The organism is Pseudomonas sp. BNK-15, assembly GCF_047456105.1.
Lineage (GTDB): Bacteria > Pseudomonadota > Gammaproteobacteria > Pseudomonadales > Pseudomonadaceae > Aquipseudomonas > Aquipseudomonas putida_E.
In genome coordinates this window covers 3,750,709-3,766,571 of the sequence record NZ_CP179898.1, presented here as the reverse complement: position 1 = coordinate 3,766,571, position 15,863 = coordinate 3,750,709, and the positions used below count along the sequence as shown (strand labels likewise).

Genomic DNA, 15,863 nt, shown 5'->3' with positions numbered 1-15,863 from the left:
GCCCAAGTCGCAGCCTGGATATCAGTGATCTACCTGACTGGACGCAACGGCATGCAAAGCAAAACCACGAGACGCTCATTCGTCACGGGCCTCGCTGCTACCGGACTACTGGGTGGGCTGGGCATGTGGCGCACGCCGGTCTGGGCCGTGACCAGCCCTGGCCAACCCAACGTACTGACCGGCACCGATTTTGACCTGTACATCGGTGAGCTCCCGGTGAACATTACCGGCGCAGCGCGTACGGCAATGGCCATCAACGGCTCGCTGCCGGGACCGATTCTTCGCTGGCGAGAGGGCGACACAGTCACGCTGCGCGTGCGCAATCGCTTGAAACAGGATACGTCCATCCACTGGCACGGGATCATTCTGCCGGCAAACATGGACGGCGTACCGGGCCTGAGCTTCCATGGCATCGCCCCGGATGGCATGTATGAATACAGGTTCAAGGTCCACCAGAACGGCACCTACTGGTACCACAGCCACTCGGGCTTGCAGGAGCAGGTCGGTGTTTACGGTGCGCTGGTGATCGATGCGAAGGATCCAGAGCCTTTCACCTACGACCGTGACTACGTCGTCATGCTCAGCGACTGGACCGACGCAGATCCGGCGCAGGTCATGTCCACGCTCAAGAAACAGTCGGACTACTACAACTTCCACAAGCGGACGGTTGGCGATTTCGTCGATGACGTGAGTGAGAAAGGCTGGTCTGGCGCTGTAGCCGATCGGAAGATGTGGGCTGAGATGAAGATGAGCCCAACCGATCTTGCTGACGTGAGTGGGTATACCTACACCTACCTCATGAACGGCAAGGCGCCCAATGACAATTGGACTGGAATATTCAAGCCAGGCGAGAAAATCCGGCTGCGCTTTATCAACGGCTCCGCCATGACCTATTTCGACGTGCGTATACCCGGCTTGAAGATGACGGTCGTCGCAGCCGACGGGCAGTACGTCAAGCCTGTGTCGATCGATGAATTCCGCATCGCGGTTGCCGAAACCTACGATGTCATTGTCGAGCCTGAAAACGAGCAGGCTTACACCCTCTTTGCCCAATCCATGGATCGCACTGGCTATTCCAGAGGCACCCTGGCTGTTCGCGAGGGCATGCAAGGCCCGGTGCCTGCTTTAGACCCAAGGCCTTTGATCTCCATGAGCGACATGGGGATGGACCACGGCAACATGGCCGGCATGGAGCACAACAATATGGCGGGTATGGACCATGACAGCATGGCCGGCATGAATCACGGCAGCATGACGACTGGCAGTGCCATGCAAAGCCATCCCGCCTCGGAAACAAACAACCCGCTGGTCGACATGCAGACCATGACCCCGACGCCCAAGCTGAACGACCCAGGAATCGGGCTTCGTGACAATGGCCGTCGTGTGCTCACTTATTCGGATTTGCGAAGCACCTTCATCGACCCGGATGGCCGTGAACCGGGCCGGACTATCGAACTGCACCTCACCGGCCATATGGAAAAGTTCGCCTGGTCGTTCGACGGCATCAAGTTCTCTGATGCCCAGCCGCTGCGGCTCAAATACGGCGAGCGCCTGCGCATCACCTTGGTCAACGACACCATGATGACTCACCCCATCCACCTGCACGGCATGTGGAGCGACCTGGAGGATGAGAATGGCAACTTCATGGTCCGAAAGCACACGATCGATATGCCTCCCGGCGCGAAACGAAGCTATCGGGTAACCGCCGATGCGCTAGGGCGTTGGGCCTATCACTGCCACCTCATGTACCACATGGAAACGGGCATGTTCCGAGAAGTGCGCGTAGACGAATGAACAGGAGAGACGAGATGAGCAAACCAATGAAGCGAAGCGCCTTTTCCCTGAACCATGAAGGCATCAATCCCAGCATGATGCTGGAATCACAGGGTAGCGACATAGCTGAGGCAGGGAAAAATGGCCGATAGCTTTGCACGACCATCGTTGCTGGCACTGACCGTTTCTCTTGGCGTGCTGGCCGTTTCGCCCTGCATCGCCGCTGAAATGGATCATTCCGGGATGGATCACTCGGCAATGGGTCACAGCCAGCCCAAAGCCACCCCCGCCTCGACCGCCCGCACGCCGATCCCAGTGCTGACCGACGCCGACCGCCAGGCTGCCTTTCCCCCGCTTGACGGGCACAAAATGGATGACAGCGGGATCAACGGGTTTTTCTTGCTGGACCAGCTGGAATACCAGAACGCCGATGAAGGCAGCACGCTTGCCTGGGATGCATCAGGATGGGTGGGCGGCGACGTCAACCGGCTCTGGATTCGCGCGGAGGGCGAGCGCACCAACGGGGTAACTGAAGATGCGCAGCTGCAGCTCCTGTACGGCCGCTCGATCAGCCCATGGTGGGACGTGGTCGCCGGCCTGCGGCAGGACTTCGAGCCGGAATCGCCCCAGACCTGGGCAGCCTTCGGTATTCAGGGCATGGCGCTGTACGACTTCGAAGCGCAAGCGACGGCTTTCATAGGTGAGAACGGTCAGACTGCCGTCCGCCTGGAGGGTGAGTACGACATACTGCTGACCAATCGCTTGATCCTTCAGCCAACCGCTGAGGCCAACTTCTATGGCAAGAACGATCCACAACGCGCGGTCGGCACTGGTCTGGCCAACACGGAAGTCGGACTTCGCTTACGCTACGAAATTGTCCGCCAGTTTGCCCCCTACATAGGCATCGCCTGGAGTCGTTCCTACGGCAAAACCGCCGACTTCATCCGTGATGAAGGCGGGAACGTGGACGAAGCGCGCTTCGTTGCCGGCATTCGCATGTGGTTCTGAGAACTCGACATACAGAGAACAATTCCAACGCTGGTGTCGGCGGGGGCTTTAGGTAACACGGCAGTTCTGGGCGCGCCCTACATCGGCCTGGTGAACTGGTCGGTATTTGAAGATGCCGGCACCCTACATGCTGTCGCCGTCTATCCTGACCAGGTACCTGTGCAGCGCACGCAGGTTGAACAACGCAACCAGCGAGATGGAATGCTCCTTGTGATCAGCGGCCGACGGCGGGCATTTGTATGAATGAACAGATAACACTGGGGCCGTTGTAGGGTCGATCGGGCGTAAGACATTTCGACGAGTGGGGGACATGCCATGTGCGGACGCTTCGCCCAGTATCAAGGCCAGGCCGATTACCTGCGTGAACTGGACGCCGGGCAGGACGTGATCAGCGGTTACGACAACGTGCCCATTGGCCGTTACAACGTGGCCCCTGGCAGCGGCGTACAGGTTTTGCACAACACCGCCGATGGCCTGCGCATCGACCCCTGCCATTGGGGTTGGGCACCGTTCTGGGCCAAGGGCCCGAGGCCTGCGCCGATCAACGCACGGGTGGAAACCGTGACCGCCGGCAATTTCTTCAAGGCACTCTGGCCTCAAGGCCGGGCCCTGGTCATGGCCGACGGCTGGTACGAATGGGTGAGCGACCCGCACGACCCCAGGCGCAAGCAGCCCTACTTCATCCGCCTGAAAAGCCAGGCACCGATGTTCATGGCCGCGCTGGCTCAGGTACGTTCAGGGCTGGAGCCGAACGAAGGGGATGGGTTCGTGATCATTACCGCAGCGAGTGATGCAGGAATGGTCGATATCCATGACCGCCGGCCACTGGTACTGGGGCCGGCGGATGCGCGGGCGTGGATCGACCTGGAAGTGCCTGCCGAGGAGGCCGAGCGGTTGGCACGCGAGCGGTGCCTTCCGGTAGAAGCCTTTGAATGGTTTGCGGTGGGCGAGGCCGTAGGGAATGTCCGTAATGAAGGCGCGCAGTTGATCGTGATGCAGCCCTGAACAGGGTACAGGCCTCCTAGACCTGCAACGCTACCTCCGGCTTTTGCTCCAGCAGCGACCAACCACCCTGCCCGTCCACTTCCAGCCGGTGGGTATGGAACCCGGCCAACGTACTGCGATGGCCGACACTCACCAGCAAGGTTTGCGGCATTTCATTGCGCAGCAGCGAATACAACGCATGCTCCAGGCCTTCATCCATCGCCGAGGTGGACTCGTCGAGGAACACCACCTGCGGCCGGTTGAACAGCACCCGGGCAAACGCCAGCCGCTGCTGCTCACCGACCGAGAGGATATGCGACCAGTCGCAACTGACTGCCAGCCGCTCAGCCAGGTGGGCCAGATTGACCTGGCGCAGCGCCTGCTGCATGCGCGCCTCGTCCTCCGGCTTGCTGTCAGCCGGGTAGGCGATGGCGGTTCGCAGGTCACCCAGGGGCAGGTACGGGCGCTGCGAGAGGAACAGCGCCTCGGTGCCGGTGGGCCGCCTGACCTCACCCTCGGCGTAAGGCCACAGCCCTGCCAGGGCGCGCAACAAGGTGGTCTTGCCACTGCCCGACGGGCCCTTGATCAGCAGCGCCTGGCCGGCCTGCAGGCGCAAGTCGAGGTCGGCGATCAACGCGTGGCCGTCGGGGCGCATCACCTGCAAACCCGAGATATCCAGGGCCTGCGCCTGTTCCTGGGTGCTGACCCGCGGCAAGGTGCTGGCCTGCTGGTTGGCATCGAGAAAACCGGTCAGACGGTCGAGCGTGGCGCGGTACTGGGCAAAGGTGTCGTAGGACTCACGGAAGAACGACAACGCATCCTGCACTTGGCCAAACGCTTGGGAGGTCTGCATGACATCGCCCAGCTTGATCGCGCCACTGAAGAAGCGCGGCGCCTGAAGGATGAACGGGAACACCACTGCCACCTGGCTGACGCCCAGGTTGAAACCGCTGAACTTCAGGTTGCGGAACACCAGTGCCCAGACATTGACGATCAATGCCCCGAAGCGGCCCAGCAAGGTCCCCCGCTCCACTTGCGCGCCCTGGTAGAACGCGATGTTCTCAGCGTTTTCACGCAGGCGCATCAGCGCATAACGGAAGTTGGCGGTGAGTTTTTCGTTGAGGAAGTTCAGGCGGATCAACGGCTGCCCGAGGCGGAAGGCGATCCAGGTGGCGATCAGCACATACACATACACGGCAAACACCATGGCCCGGGGGATTTCCACACCTGCTACCGCCAGCGGCGCCGACAGCCCCCAAAGGATGGCGGTGAACGCCACCAGCGACACCAGCGCGCTGACCGCGCCCAGCGCCAGGGTTACCGAGTTGGTGACGAAGGCGTTGACGTCCAGTTCGATACGCTGGTCGGGGTTGTCTACAGGCTCGGCGAGGAACTGGCCGCGGTAATAGGCGTCACCGTGGAGCCAGTCGTTGGTCAGGCGCTCGGTCAGCCAGACCCGCCAGCGGATACTGAAGGCCTCGGTCACGTAGAAGGTGAGCAGCGAACGCAGCACATGAAGGGTGGCCAGTACCGCGAACACGCCCAGCAAGTACCAGAAGGCGGTTTGGTCGAGGGCCTGCAGGGCACTGTAGAAGCCGTTGTACCAGAACGAGAACAGCACGTTCATGCGTACCGAAAACAGGGTCAGCACCAGCAGTGCGGCAAACACCAGCAGCGGTCGCCAGCTGCGCCTGAAGGAGAAATAGGGCCCGGCAAGCTGCCAGAACTGGCTACCCCAGCGCGTGTAGCGCACAGCCAGCGCAGCGGCGGCAGTGAAGCCGATCAGGGTGATGAACGAAGCGATTGCAAGCCAGCTCAGGCTCTCTTGCAGGGCCTGGTGCCAGTTCATGTCCATGGTGGGTATCCGTGACGAGTGTTTACGCGAGCGTAGCATTGCGCCGGCTTTGGTCAGGCATTCATGACGGACATTTCATTTTGTCGGCACCGCCCCTATCGCCGGCAAGCCGGCCCCACAGGAATTGCACTCGATTCGAGGGCAGTCCAGGAGTCCCACCGCTTGCTGGCGACGGGGGCAGCGCAGACAAACGCTAAGCCAAGGCCTCCACCACCTTGGGGTCCAAACCCTCCCCTGCATGGGCCTGGGCCCATTCCCCCAACTGCCTGCGCATCGCCGGGGTCCAGAAGTTCTGCAAATGCTGCTGCACCCCTTTCACCGCCAACGCATGATCAGGCTCGCTGTCGAAGTAATGGGCAATCTGGTTGGCCATCTTGACCAGGTTTTCGATGCTCATCGGCGTACCTCGGCCTGCTCGGGCTTGTCGGCCGTGCGGCGCTCCTTGAGCAGGCGCCGCTGTTCATCGCTGAAGTCCTGGTAGCGCTTTTGCCACTGCGACGGGTGGAACACCTTGACCACCTCCACCGCCGTGACCTTGTACTCCGGGCAGTTGGTGGCCCAGTCGGAATTGTCGGTAGTGATCACGTTGGCGCCGGACTCGGGGAAGTGGAAGGTGGTGTACACCACCCCCGGCGCCACGCGCTCACTCACCTTGGCACGCAGGACCGTCTGCCCGGCGCGGCTGCCGATGCCGACCCAGTCGCCGTCATGGATGCCGCGGCTTTCGGCGTCGGTGGGGTGCAGCTCCAGGCAGTCGGCAGCATGCCAGGCGACGTTCGCGGTGCGCCGGGTCTGGGCACCGACGTTGTACTGGCTGAGAATGCGCCCGGTGGTCAGCAGCAGTGGGTAGCGGCTGTTGACCTTCTCGTCGGTGGGCACATAGCCGGTGAGCATGAAGCGCCCTTTGCCCCGCACGAACTGATCGATGTGCATAGTCGGCGTGCCGTCGGGCGCTGCGTCGTTGCACGGCCACTGCAGGCTGCCATGGCGGTCGAGTTCGGCGTAGCTGACGCGGTGAAAGGTTGGTGTCAGGCGGGCGATTTCGTCCATGATCTCGGACGGGTGGCGGTAGCTCATCGGGTAGCCCAGGGCATTGGCCAAGGCCACGGTGGCCTCCCAGTCAGCCTTGCCGGCCAGCGGCTGCATCACCTTGCGTACCCGCGAAATACGGCGCTCGGCGTTGGTGAAGGTGCCGTCCTTTTCCAGGAACGAGCTACCCGGCAAGAACACATGGGCGAACTTGGCCGTCTCGTTGAGGAAGATGTCCTGCACCACCACGCATTCCATGGCCCGCAGCGCGGCAGTGACGTGCTGGGTGTTGGGGTCGCTCTGGGCGATGTCCTCACCCTGGCAGTACAGCGCCTTGAAGCTGCCGTCCAGCGCCGCTTCGAACATGTTGGGGATGCGCAGGCCCGGGTCGGGCTGCAGAGTCACACCCCAGGCCTGCTCGAACTCGGCACGCACGGCCTCGTTGGAGATATGCCGGTAGCCTGGCAACTCATGCGGGAACGACCCCATGTCGCACGAGCCCTGCACATTGTTCTGCCCACGCAGGGGGTTTACCCCTACCCCTTCGCGGCCAATATTGCCGGTGGCCATGGCCAGGTTGGCGATGCCCATCACCGCCGTGCTGCCCTGGCTGTGTTCAGTCACGCCCAAACCGTAGTAGATCGCCGCGTTGCCGCCTGTGGCATACAGCCGGGCGGCGGCGCGGATCTGCTCGGCGGGCACGCCGCACACGGGGCCCTGCACTTCAGGGGCGTTTTGCGCGAGGCTGACGAAGTCGCGCCAGCGGGCGAAGGCCTCGCTCTCGCAGCGCTCGTCAATGAAGCGCTGGGCCAGCAGCCCCTCGCTAACGATCACATGGGCCAAGGCGTTGAGCATGGCCACGTTGGTACCAGGGCGCAGTTGCAAGTGCAACTCGGCACGGGCGTGGGGCGAATCCACCAGGTCGATGCGCCGCGGGTCGATGACGATCAGCCGCGCCCCCTGGCGCAGGCGGCGTTTGAGCTGCGAGCCAAACACCGGGTGGGCATCGGTAGGGTTGGCACCGATCACCAGGATCACGTCGGCCTGCATCACCGAATCGAAACTCTGGGTACCCGCCGACTCGCCGAGGGTCTGCTTGAGGCCATAGCCGGTGGGCGAATGGCAAACCCGCGCGCAGGTGTCGACGTTATTGTTGCCAAACGCCGTGCGCACCAACTTTTGCACCAGGTAGGCTTCTTCGTTGGTGCAACGGCTGGAGGTGATGCCACCGATGGAGTCGCGCCCGTACTTGAGCTGGATGCGCCGGAACTCGCTGGCCGCGTAGGTGACGGCCTCGTCCCAGCTGACTTCCTGCCACGGGTCATCCACATGCTTGCGGATCATCGGTCTGGTGATGCGATCAGGGTGGGTGGCATAGCCCCAGGCGAAGCGGCCCTTGACGCAGGCATGGCCGTGGTTGGCGCCGCCGTTCTTGTCCGGGACCATGCGTACCAACTGGTCACCCTTCATTTCCGCACGGAACGAGCAGCCCACGCCGCAGTAGGCGCAGGTGGTGATCACCGCTCGTTCCGGCTGGCCGCTCTGCACCAGGCTTTTTTCGGTCAGGGTAGCCGTCGGGCAAGCCTGCACGCAGGCGCCGCACGACACGCATTCGGAGGTGAGGAAGTTGTCACCACCGGCTGCCGCCACCCGCGACTCGAAGCCGCGCCCGGTGATGGTCAGGGCGAAGGTGCCCTGGATGTCCTCACAGGCACGCACGCAGCGGCTGCAGACGATGCACTTGCTGGGCTCGTAATCGAAGTACGGGTTGGACACGTCCTTCTGCTCAGCCAGATGATTAGCGCCGTCATAGCCGTAGCGCACCTCGCGCAGGCCGACCTGGCCGGCGACCGTCTGCAGTTCGCAGTTGCCGTTGGCCGAGCAGGTCAGGCAGTCGAGCGGGTGGTCGGAAATGTACAGCTCCATGACATTGCGACGCAGGTCGGCCAGGCGTGGCGTCTGCGTGCGCACCACCATGCCTTCGCTGACAGGCGTGGTGCAGGACGCCGGGTATCCGCGCATGCCGTCGATTTCGACCATGCACATGCGGCAGGAGCCAAAGGCCTCCAGGCTGTCGGTGGCGCACAGCTTGGGGATGCTGGTACCCAGCAGGGCGGCGGCGCGCATCACTGAGGTGCCCGCCGGCACGCTCACGCTGCGCCCGTCGATGTTCAGGCTGATCTGCACATCGCCGTAGCGTTCAGGGGTGCCCAGATCGGTCTCGGGGTCGAAGTAATTGATCACTGCGCGGCCTCCGTGGTGGTCAGCCCGAAATCGGCCGGGAAGTACTTCAGGGCGCTGGCCACCGGATAGGCGGTCATGCCGCCCATGGCGCATAGCGAGCCGTATTGCATCGTGTCGCACAGGTCGCGCAGCAGCAGGGCCTGGTCATGGCGGTCGGTGAGGTCGCTGCTGGCGATCAGGCGGTCGACCACCTCCATGCCGCGGATAGAACCGATGCGGCAGGGCGTGCACTTGCCGCAGGACTCTTCGGCGCAGAACTGCAGGGCAAAACGCGCCATGCTCGCCATGTTCAGGGTGTCGTCAGCCACCACCACACCGCCGTGGCCGAGCATCGCGCCCATGGCAGCGAAGGCCTCGTAGTCCAGGGGGGTGTCGAAGTGACTGGGCGGCACCCAGGCACCCAGCGGGCCACCGACCTGGGCAGCCTTGAGCGGCCGGCCGCTGGCGGTGCCGCCCCCGTAGCCTTCCACCAGCTCGCGCAGGGTCAGGCCGAAGGCACGTTCTACCAGGCCGCCATGGCGGATGTTGCCGGCCAGCTGGAACGGCATGGTGCCCAGCGAACGGCCCATACCGAAGTCGCGGTAGAACGCTGCGCCCTTGGCCAGGATGGTGGGCACCGAGGCCAGGGTGAGTACGTTGTGCACCAGCGTCGGCAGGCCGAACAGGCCCTGCAGGGCCGGTAGCGGTGGCTTGGCACGGACGATGCCGCGCTTGCCCTCGATGGATTCGAGCAGCGCGGTTTCCTCACCGCAGATATAGGCACCCGCGCCCACGCGTACTTCCAGGTCGAAGGCCTGACCGCTACCGGCCACGTCGAAACCCAGATAACCGGCGTCGCGGGCGATGACGATGGCCTCATCGAGCACGCGGATGGCGTCGGGGTATTCCGAGCGCACGTAGATAAAGCCCTTGTCGGCACCCACCGCGAGGCCGGCGATGATCATGCCTTCGATCAGCAAGAAGGGGTCCCCTTCCATCAGCATGCGGTCGGCGAAGGTACCCGAGTCGCCTTCGTCGGCGTTGCACACCACATACTTCTGCCCTGCCCCGGCGTCACGCACGGTGCGCCATTTGATACCTGCCGGGAACGCTGCGCCGCCGCGGCCGCGCAGGCCAGAATCGAGCACGGCGGCGACCACTTCGGCGCCGCCCAGCGCAACGGCTTGCGCAAGGCCGGCAAAGCCGCCGTGGGCGCGATAGTCCTCCAGCGACAATGGCCGGGTGATGCCGGCGCGGGCGAACAGCAGACGTTGCTGGGTCTTGAGGTAAGGGAGCGCTTCCACCGGCCCGAGCGCCAATGGATGGCTGCCGGGTTCTGCCGCCAATGCATCGAGCAGCGCAGGCACATCCTCAGGGGTGACCGGGCCGAAGCCTTGCCGCCCTCCAGCGCGCTCGCACTCTACCAGTGGTTCGAGCCAATACAGGCCACGCGAACTGGTGCGCTGGATGTCCAGCGCCAACTGGCGCTGCTCGGCCTCGCGCTGCAACGCCTCGACAACCTGATCTGCGCCCACGGCGCGGGCCACCGAGTCGCAGGGGATGAACAGCTTCAGCATGCTGTGTCCTCCAGGCAACCGTTGACCAGCGAGCGCAGGCGCTCAGGGGTCAGGCGCGCATGCACCTGGCCATCGAGTTCAAGTGCCGGCGAGCAGGCGCACGCGCCCAGGCAGTACACCGGGCGCAGGCTGATGGCGCCATCGGCGCTGGTGCCATGGTCATCCAGCGCCAACTGTTCGCGCAGCTGCGCGGCCAGTGCTTCACTGCCACGGCTCTGGCACGACTCGGCGCGGCACAGGCGCAGGGTATGGCGGGCCGGCGGCGCGGTGCGGAAATCGTGGTAGAAGCTGATTACCCCGCGCACCTCGGCCAGGCTGAGGTTGAGGGCATGGGCAATGTCAGCGACGGCGGCATCGGGGATGAAACCAATGCTTTCCTGCACGGCATGCAGGATCGGCAAGAGCGCGCCGGGGGTGTCCTGGTGGCGACTCAGGATACTGTGGATCACGGGCAGGTGGGGCAATTGATCAGGCATACAGCGGACCTCGGCATCACGGCCCCCGCCTGTTGTTGTAGTGGGCAGGTGACCGGCGTGTTCTGCTGCGGCACACCGCCCACGTCACGGTTGCGTGGTTGTCGGTGGCCTCCTTGCCGGTGGCCGTGCGTCTGCGCGCACTGGGCTCAGGGGCATTCCACAAGCATGGCACTTGTGGCGCCGAAGGGATGCACGCGAACGACCAGGCGCATCCTGAAACCGACCAGAGGGCCGGTCAGCCCAATACCACATGCGGCAAGAAGCGCGAGCTGTCCTTGGTGATCAGCGAATCATCTTCACGAATGCCAAGCCCCGGGGCCTTGTCGCCAATCACCCACGAACCAATCAGCGTGTAACTGTCAGCGAACTTCGGCAAAGGTGCAAAAGCCTGCAGAATATAGGGCGCATCGTCATAAGGCCCGTCTTCAAAAACCCGCCGGCCATCCTCGGTGCGGATATCCACGTTGGCGCCCTCACGGGAGAAGTACGGCTTGCGCACCCAGCCTTTGGGCACCGGGGCCTGCGGGTTGTCGTCGACGAAGGCCGGCAGCAGGTTCGGATGCCCCTCGAACCACTCCCACAACAACGGCAGGATGCCTTTGTTGGAGATCAGTGCCTTCCACGGCGGCTCGACGAACTGCGTGTCGCAGCCGGTGATCGCCTGGCCGAAGTCCTCATGAAAGATATGCTCCCAGGCATGCAGCTTGAACAGGCGCTGGATGGGCTGGCCCTGCAGGTCGACGAACCGGCCGTTGTCGTGCAGGCCGATGTCTTCCAGGTCGATATGCCGTGTGCGAACACCCGCATGCTCGGCCATCCTGCGCAGGAAATCCGTGGTGCCACGGTCTTCCAGCGAGCCTGAGATGGTCGAAAAATAGAACGCGCCCTGCCCCGGCATAGCGGCAAACGCCTGCACCAGGTCTTCAGCCAGGGTATTGAACTGGCTGGCGTGTGCAGGCAGCAGCCCACGCGCTATCTGCTCCTCCAGCCAGATCAGCTGGAAAGCGGCCGCCTCGTAAAGTGAGGTTGGCGTATCGTAATTGGCTTCGATGAGTTTCGCCGGGCCATTGCCGTCGTAACTGAAGTCGAAGCGCCCGTACAGGTGGGGCTGTGCCTGCTTCCAAGACCTGCGCACCAGGTCGAAGAAGGCCGGCGGGATAGCCAGGCGGGCCATCAGCGCTTCGCTGTCGACGATGCGCCCGACCGCCTCCAGGCACATGGCGTGCAGCGCTTCGGTCGGTGCTTGCAGGTCGCGCACCACCTGGGCTTCGCTGAATTGGTAGTAACCGCGCTCGTCCCAGTAACGCTCGCCATCGATGGTGTGGAAGGCGAACCCCTCACGCTCGGCAGTCGCGCGCCAGTCGGGGCGCTCTGCCAGCTCGACCTTGCGCATGCTCACCCCCCGAAAAAGCTGCCGGACTTGCCACCCCAGCCGCTACGGGCTGTGGCCTGGCTGCCAAAGCCACCACGGGTGATCGATGCCGACGAGGCTGGATGAGATTCCTTGCGGCTCCATCTGCCGCCACCGCCGCCACCGCCGGACGAACCTCCACTGCTGTTTTGTTCATCCTCCCTGGCTCGCTGGATTCCACCCAAGGCCCCATTGTGCGGCCCAAGGCGCGTTCCATTGCGGTTGGCATACAAAGGCTGTGCGCGAAAACGACGGTCGCTGTTGCTGACCACCTGCCCGAGCAGGATACCGGCCACCGCTGCGCTGGCGACATGCCCATAGCCCCCGCCCTGAGCGTAGCCAGCGTCAAGTTGTGACTGGGTCACCTCAGCGGCACTTTCCAACTCGAACCCATTCATGAGCGGCATGTATCGCCCACCGACAGTGGCCTGGCAATTGCCTGCACCGAACTGCGCCTCACACTCGCTCTGGAACGCGAACGTTGGCGCCTGGCGTTGATAGTCGCTCTGCGCCTGCTGGAAGGCATCGGTGCAGATAGCGTTCGGCACTTTGTCATCTACACAGGCAGCGACGGTGTCGTAATTGACCTTTTGGCTGACCGTATACAGTTGTTCCTGCGGACCACAGGCCGTCAGCGCCAGTGGTAACGAACCGGCCAGTACCAGCTTGAAGGAGCTACGTTTCATCGGCGATTTCATTGGCATCCTCCCGCTCAGGCCGAAGGCGTCATGCAGGCCGAGTTCAGAAAGCCGACGCTGATCGCCACGCTGGCGGCGTAGATGGCAGCTGCCATCTCGCCCTGGGCGATGCGCCGTGACAGGCCACGCAGCACCAGGCTGGTGAGGCCGAAGGCAATCAACTGCACCACAGCTGCGATCACCACCCAGGCGACAAAATCGAGAATGCTGACGCTGTAGGCGATGATGTTGCTGGCCGGCAGCGAAAACCCGATCAGCGAACCACCCAGCGCAATAGCGGCCGCCGGGTTGTTTTCGCGGATCAGGGCGAACTCGCGGTGCGGCGTGAGGCGGGTATAGATGAACTGGAACAGCCAGAACATCAGCAGGGCCACACTGATATAGAGGATGAAGCCAGTCACCGCCGAGGCGTTGAGGGACAGGCGCAAAGCGTCGAGCATGGGAGATCCTTGTCAGGTTACGTGAAAGTCCGTGGGGAACAGGGTGATACCCAGCGAGGTGGTGTAGGTAAGCGCTCCGTGCTCATCTTCTTCGACCGAGAGCAGCAGAAATTCGCGCCGCCCTGGCAAACCGGTGTCACGGGCATACAGCATGGACCGGTGCTGGATGCGGTAGCGTGCCTCGGGGCTGGTAACCGCTTCGCATAGCGCAACCCATTCGGCGAGCCCCGCTTCGCGGCCCCATTGCCGGGAGTACAAACTGCCTTCGTGCTCGAAGATCGGCATTCCGGCCTTGGGCACGCTGCCGGTCAGGCGTTGCAGGTGCGCCTGGTCATGGACGGGTACTGCCCTGTGGTAGCCGAACAGCACGATATCGCCCGGTACGGCGCCGTTAATCAGCACCTGCAACCAGTAGTCTTCGTTGTCCTGGTAGAAACGCAACAGGCGCACCGATTGGCCGAGGTCGACCTCGCCAATGGCCCAGACCGCTTCCGGGCCAGGCACCTGAAGCTCCGAGATGCCGTCCAGCAACGGTTTCAGTGAATGGGCAGGCGTGAAGTTGCTGCCACTGCGCAGGCCAAATGGCAGGCTGGCCTGGTGTAAAAGCGACATCGAATACTCCCTGGGGTCGCGGCTTTCCTTGCTGGGGGGCGACACATTAGCGGGTTTCATTGCCAGGGCCAATGCTGATCCTCTGTGGAGGGTTTTCGCAGGTGATAGTTGAGGCCAAAACCAAGTTCGGGCTTGCAGACCCGGCCGCTGTTTTTTGCAGCGGCCCAGCGAGACTAGGGAGCTCAGTTTTCCATCGCAATGGCTCAAGGGCGCGGAAAGGGTGATTCAGAAATGGACTACAGGCTAGAGGGAAAATCTGATCCCACATCTGTAGGAAACCGTTAAAACCATCGCCCCGAAAAGACGGACAAAGAATTTTCACCTCGTTCACTCACGCTTTCCGCGCCCCTCACTTGCCTATGAACAGGCGAACATCCAGCGCTCTTGGTAAACTAGGACATCCTTTTTATGAGGCTGGTATCGACGGGGTAGCTCACCGCCACATCGGCCTTGTTCCTTGCTTGTATTCCTTGCCATTTTTTTCGGCGTTACTCACGTGAATGAGGCTGGTTCACAGCAAAACCCCGAATAAATTGGTACAAAAGTGCGTAGACCTGAATGCCCCTAGATACCGCAACCCCACAAACCACGCGCCCTGAGCCTTCCCGCCGCTTCAGCGTGGCGCCGATGATGGACTGGACCGACCGCCACTGCCGGTTCTTCCTGCGCCTGCTCTCCAGGCACACCCTGCTCTACACCGAAATGGTCACCACTGGCGCCCTGCTGCACAACGACGCGCACCGTTTCCTGCGCCACGATGTGTCCGAGCATCCGCTTGCCCTGCAGCTGGGCGGTAGTGTGCCGGCCGACCTGGCAGCCTGTGCGCGCCTGGCCGAACAAGCGGGCTATGACGAGGTCAACCTCAACGTCGGCTGCCCGAGCGACCGGGTGCAGAACAACATGATCGGCGCTTGCCTGATGGCCCACCCGGCGCTGGTGGCCGATTGCGTCAAGGCCATGCGTGATGCGGTGTCGACGCCGGTGACGGTCAAGCACCGCATTGGTATCAATGGCCGTGACAGCTATGCCGAGCTGTGCGACTTCGTCGGGCAGGTACGTGACGCCGGGTGCCGCAGTTTCACCGTGCATGCGCGCATCGCGATTCTGGAGGGGTTGTCGCCGAAGGAGAACCGTGAGATTCCGCCGCTGCGTTACGACGTGGCCGCGCAGTTGAAAGCGGACTTCCCGGACCTTGAGATTGTGCTCAACGGTGGCATCAAGACCGTGGCCGAGTGCCAGATGCACTTGGAGACGTTCGATGGGGTGATGATGGGGCGCGAGGCGTACCACAACTCGTATGTGCTGGCTGAGGTGGATCAGCTGCTGTTTGGCAGTGATGCGCCGGTGGTCAGCCGTAGCGAGGCGATGGCGCAGTTGCGGCCCTATATCGTGGCGCATATGGAAAGTGGCGGTGCGATGCATCACGTCACCCGGCATATTCTAGGGTTGGGCCAGGGCTTCAAAGGGGCGCGGCGGTTCCGGCAGTTGCTGTCGGCGGATATTCACAAGGCGCCGGAGCCGCTGGTGGTGTTTGACCAAGCGGCGGAGTTGTTGCAGGGGCGGTAAGGTGGTCTGGCGGGCCCTATCGCCGGAAAGCCGGCTGCCACAGGGGCCGCACTGCTCTTGTGGCGTCTGCTTCGCGGGTGAACCCGCTCCCACAGAGGGTGGGGGAAGCTTTCAAGGGCGGTGGGGAACCTCGTGCTGGCTGGTGACTCGAATCATCACCCCAGACAATTCGCCACCGCCCCACTGGCCCCTTGAGCGGCCGTCGGGGCTC

At 63.0% G+C, this 15,863-nt stretch carries 13 protein-coding genes; 4 read left to right on the top strand and 9 right to left on the bottom strand.

Annotated features, from left to right (window positions below; genetic code table 11):
• Nucleotides 1-51: 51 nt before the first annotated feature.
• From ACMGF5_RS17190 to ACMGF5_RS17180, 3 genes are all read left to right on the top strand, one after another.
• Entirely contained in the window at nt 52-1,794 is a 1,743-nt protein-coding gene (locus ACMGF5_RS17190; RefSeq protein ID WP_414156996.1) for a copper resistance system multicopper oxidase, read from the top strand.
• 120 nt (nt 1,795-1,914) lie between these two features.
• On the top strand, nt 1,915-2,781 hold the full coding sequence (locus ACMGF5_RS17185; protein ID WP_414156995.1) for a copper resistance protein B: 867 nt from the start codon (nt 1,915-1,917) through the stop codon (nt 2,779-2,781).
• A gap of 315 nt (nt 2,782-3,096) precedes the next feature.
• Nucleotides 3,097-3,786, top strand: a complete 690-nt coding sequence (locus tag ACMGF5_RS17180) for an SOS response-associated peptidase family protein (protein ID WP_115275388.1) — start codon at nt 3,097-3,099, stop codon at nt 3,784-3,786.
• A 16-nt stretch (nt 3,787-3,802) separates the two neighbouring features.
• Here ACMGF5_RS17180 and ACMGF5_RS17175 read toward each other — a convergent pair whose 3' ends face one another.
• From ACMGF5_RS17175 to ACMGF5_RS17135, 9 genes are all read right to left on the bottom strand, one after another.
• Nucleotides 3,803-5,620: an ABC transporter ATP-binding protein/permease gene (locus ACMGF5_RS17175; RefSeq protein WP_414156994.1), complete on the bottom strand. Its 1,818-nt coding sequence runs from the start codon at nt 5,618-5,620 to the stop codon at nt 3,803-3,805.
• Nucleotides 5,621-5,813: 193 nt separating this feature from the next.
• The gene (locus ACMGF5_RS17170) at nt 5,814-6,017 is read right to left on the bottom strand and encodes a formate dehydrogenase subunit delta (RefSeq protein ID WP_046787904.1); all 204 of its coding nucleotides are present in this window, start codon (nt 6,015-6,017) and stop codon (nt 5,814-5,816) included.
• Nucleotides 6,014-8,893, bottom strand: a complete 2,880-nt coding sequence (gene fdhF / locus ACMGF5_RS17165; protein ID WP_115275390.1) for a formate dehydrogenase subunit alpha — start codon at nt 8,891-8,893, stop codon at nt 6,014-6,016. The genes ACMGF5_RS17170 and fdhF overlap by 4 nt, the downstream gene beginning before the upstream one ends.
• Nucleotides 8,890-10,449: a formate dehydrogenase beta subunit gene (locus tag ACMGF5_RS17160; RefSeq protein WP_414156035.1), complete on the bottom strand. Its 1,560-nt coding sequence runs from the start codon at nt 10,447-10,449 to the stop codon at nt 8,890-8,892. Before ACMGF5_RS17160 ends, fdhF begins: the two co-directional genes overlap by 4 nt.
• The gene (locus ACMGF5_RS17155) at nt 10,443-10,925 is read right to left on the bottom strand and encodes a formate dehydrogenase subunit gamma (protein ID WP_046787901.1); all 483 of its coding nucleotides are present in this window, start codon (nt 10,923-10,925) and stop codon (nt 10,443-10,445) included. The genes ACMGF5_RS17160 and ACMGF5_RS17155 overlap by 7 nt, the downstream gene beginning before the upstream one ends.
• Before the next feature lie 235 nt (nt 10,926-11,160).
• Nucleotides 11,161-12,318 (bottom strand): glutathionylspermidine synthase family protein, encoded by a 1,158-nt coding sequence (locus ACMGF5_RS17150; RefSeq protein ID WP_414156993.1) that lies wholly within the window; start codon nt 12,316-12,318, stop codon nt 11,161-11,163.
• A gap of 2 nt (nt 12,319-12,320) precedes the next feature.
• Nucleotides 12,321-13,022, bottom strand: a complete 702-nt coding sequence (locus tag ACMGF5_RS17145) for a DUF1190 domain-containing protein (protein WP_174141772.1) — start codon at nt 13,020-13,022, stop codon at nt 12,321-12,323.
• A 26-nt stretch (nt 13,023-13,048) separates the two neighbouring features.
• Nucleotides 13,049-13,474 carry a DUF350 domain-containing protein gene (locus tag ACMGF5_RS17140; RefSeq protein ID WP_115275394.1) on the bottom strand — a complete coding sequence of 142 codons (426 nt, stop codon included), beginning with the start codon at nt 13,472-13,474 and terminating at the stop codon, nt 13,049-13,051.
• Between the two features lie 12 nt (nt 13,475-13,486).
• The gene (locus tag ACMGF5_RS17135) at nt 13,487-14,086 is read right to left on the bottom strand and encodes a DUF2491 family protein (protein ID WP_414156992.1); all 600 of its coding nucleotides are present in this window, start codon (nt 14,084-14,086) and stop codon (nt 13,487-13,489) included.
• A 558-nt stretch (nt 14,087-14,644) separates the two neighbouring features.
• Here ACMGF5_RS17135 and dusA point away from each other — a divergent pair.
• The gene (gene dusA / locus ACMGF5_RS17130; protein WP_046787894.1) at nt 14,645-15,652 is read left to right on the top strand and encodes a tRNA dihydrouridine(20/20a) synthase DusA; all 1,008 of its coding nucleotides are present in this window, start codon (nt 14,645-14,647) and stop codon (nt 15,650-15,652) included.
• Nucleotides 15,653-15,863: the final 211 nt, after the last annotated feature.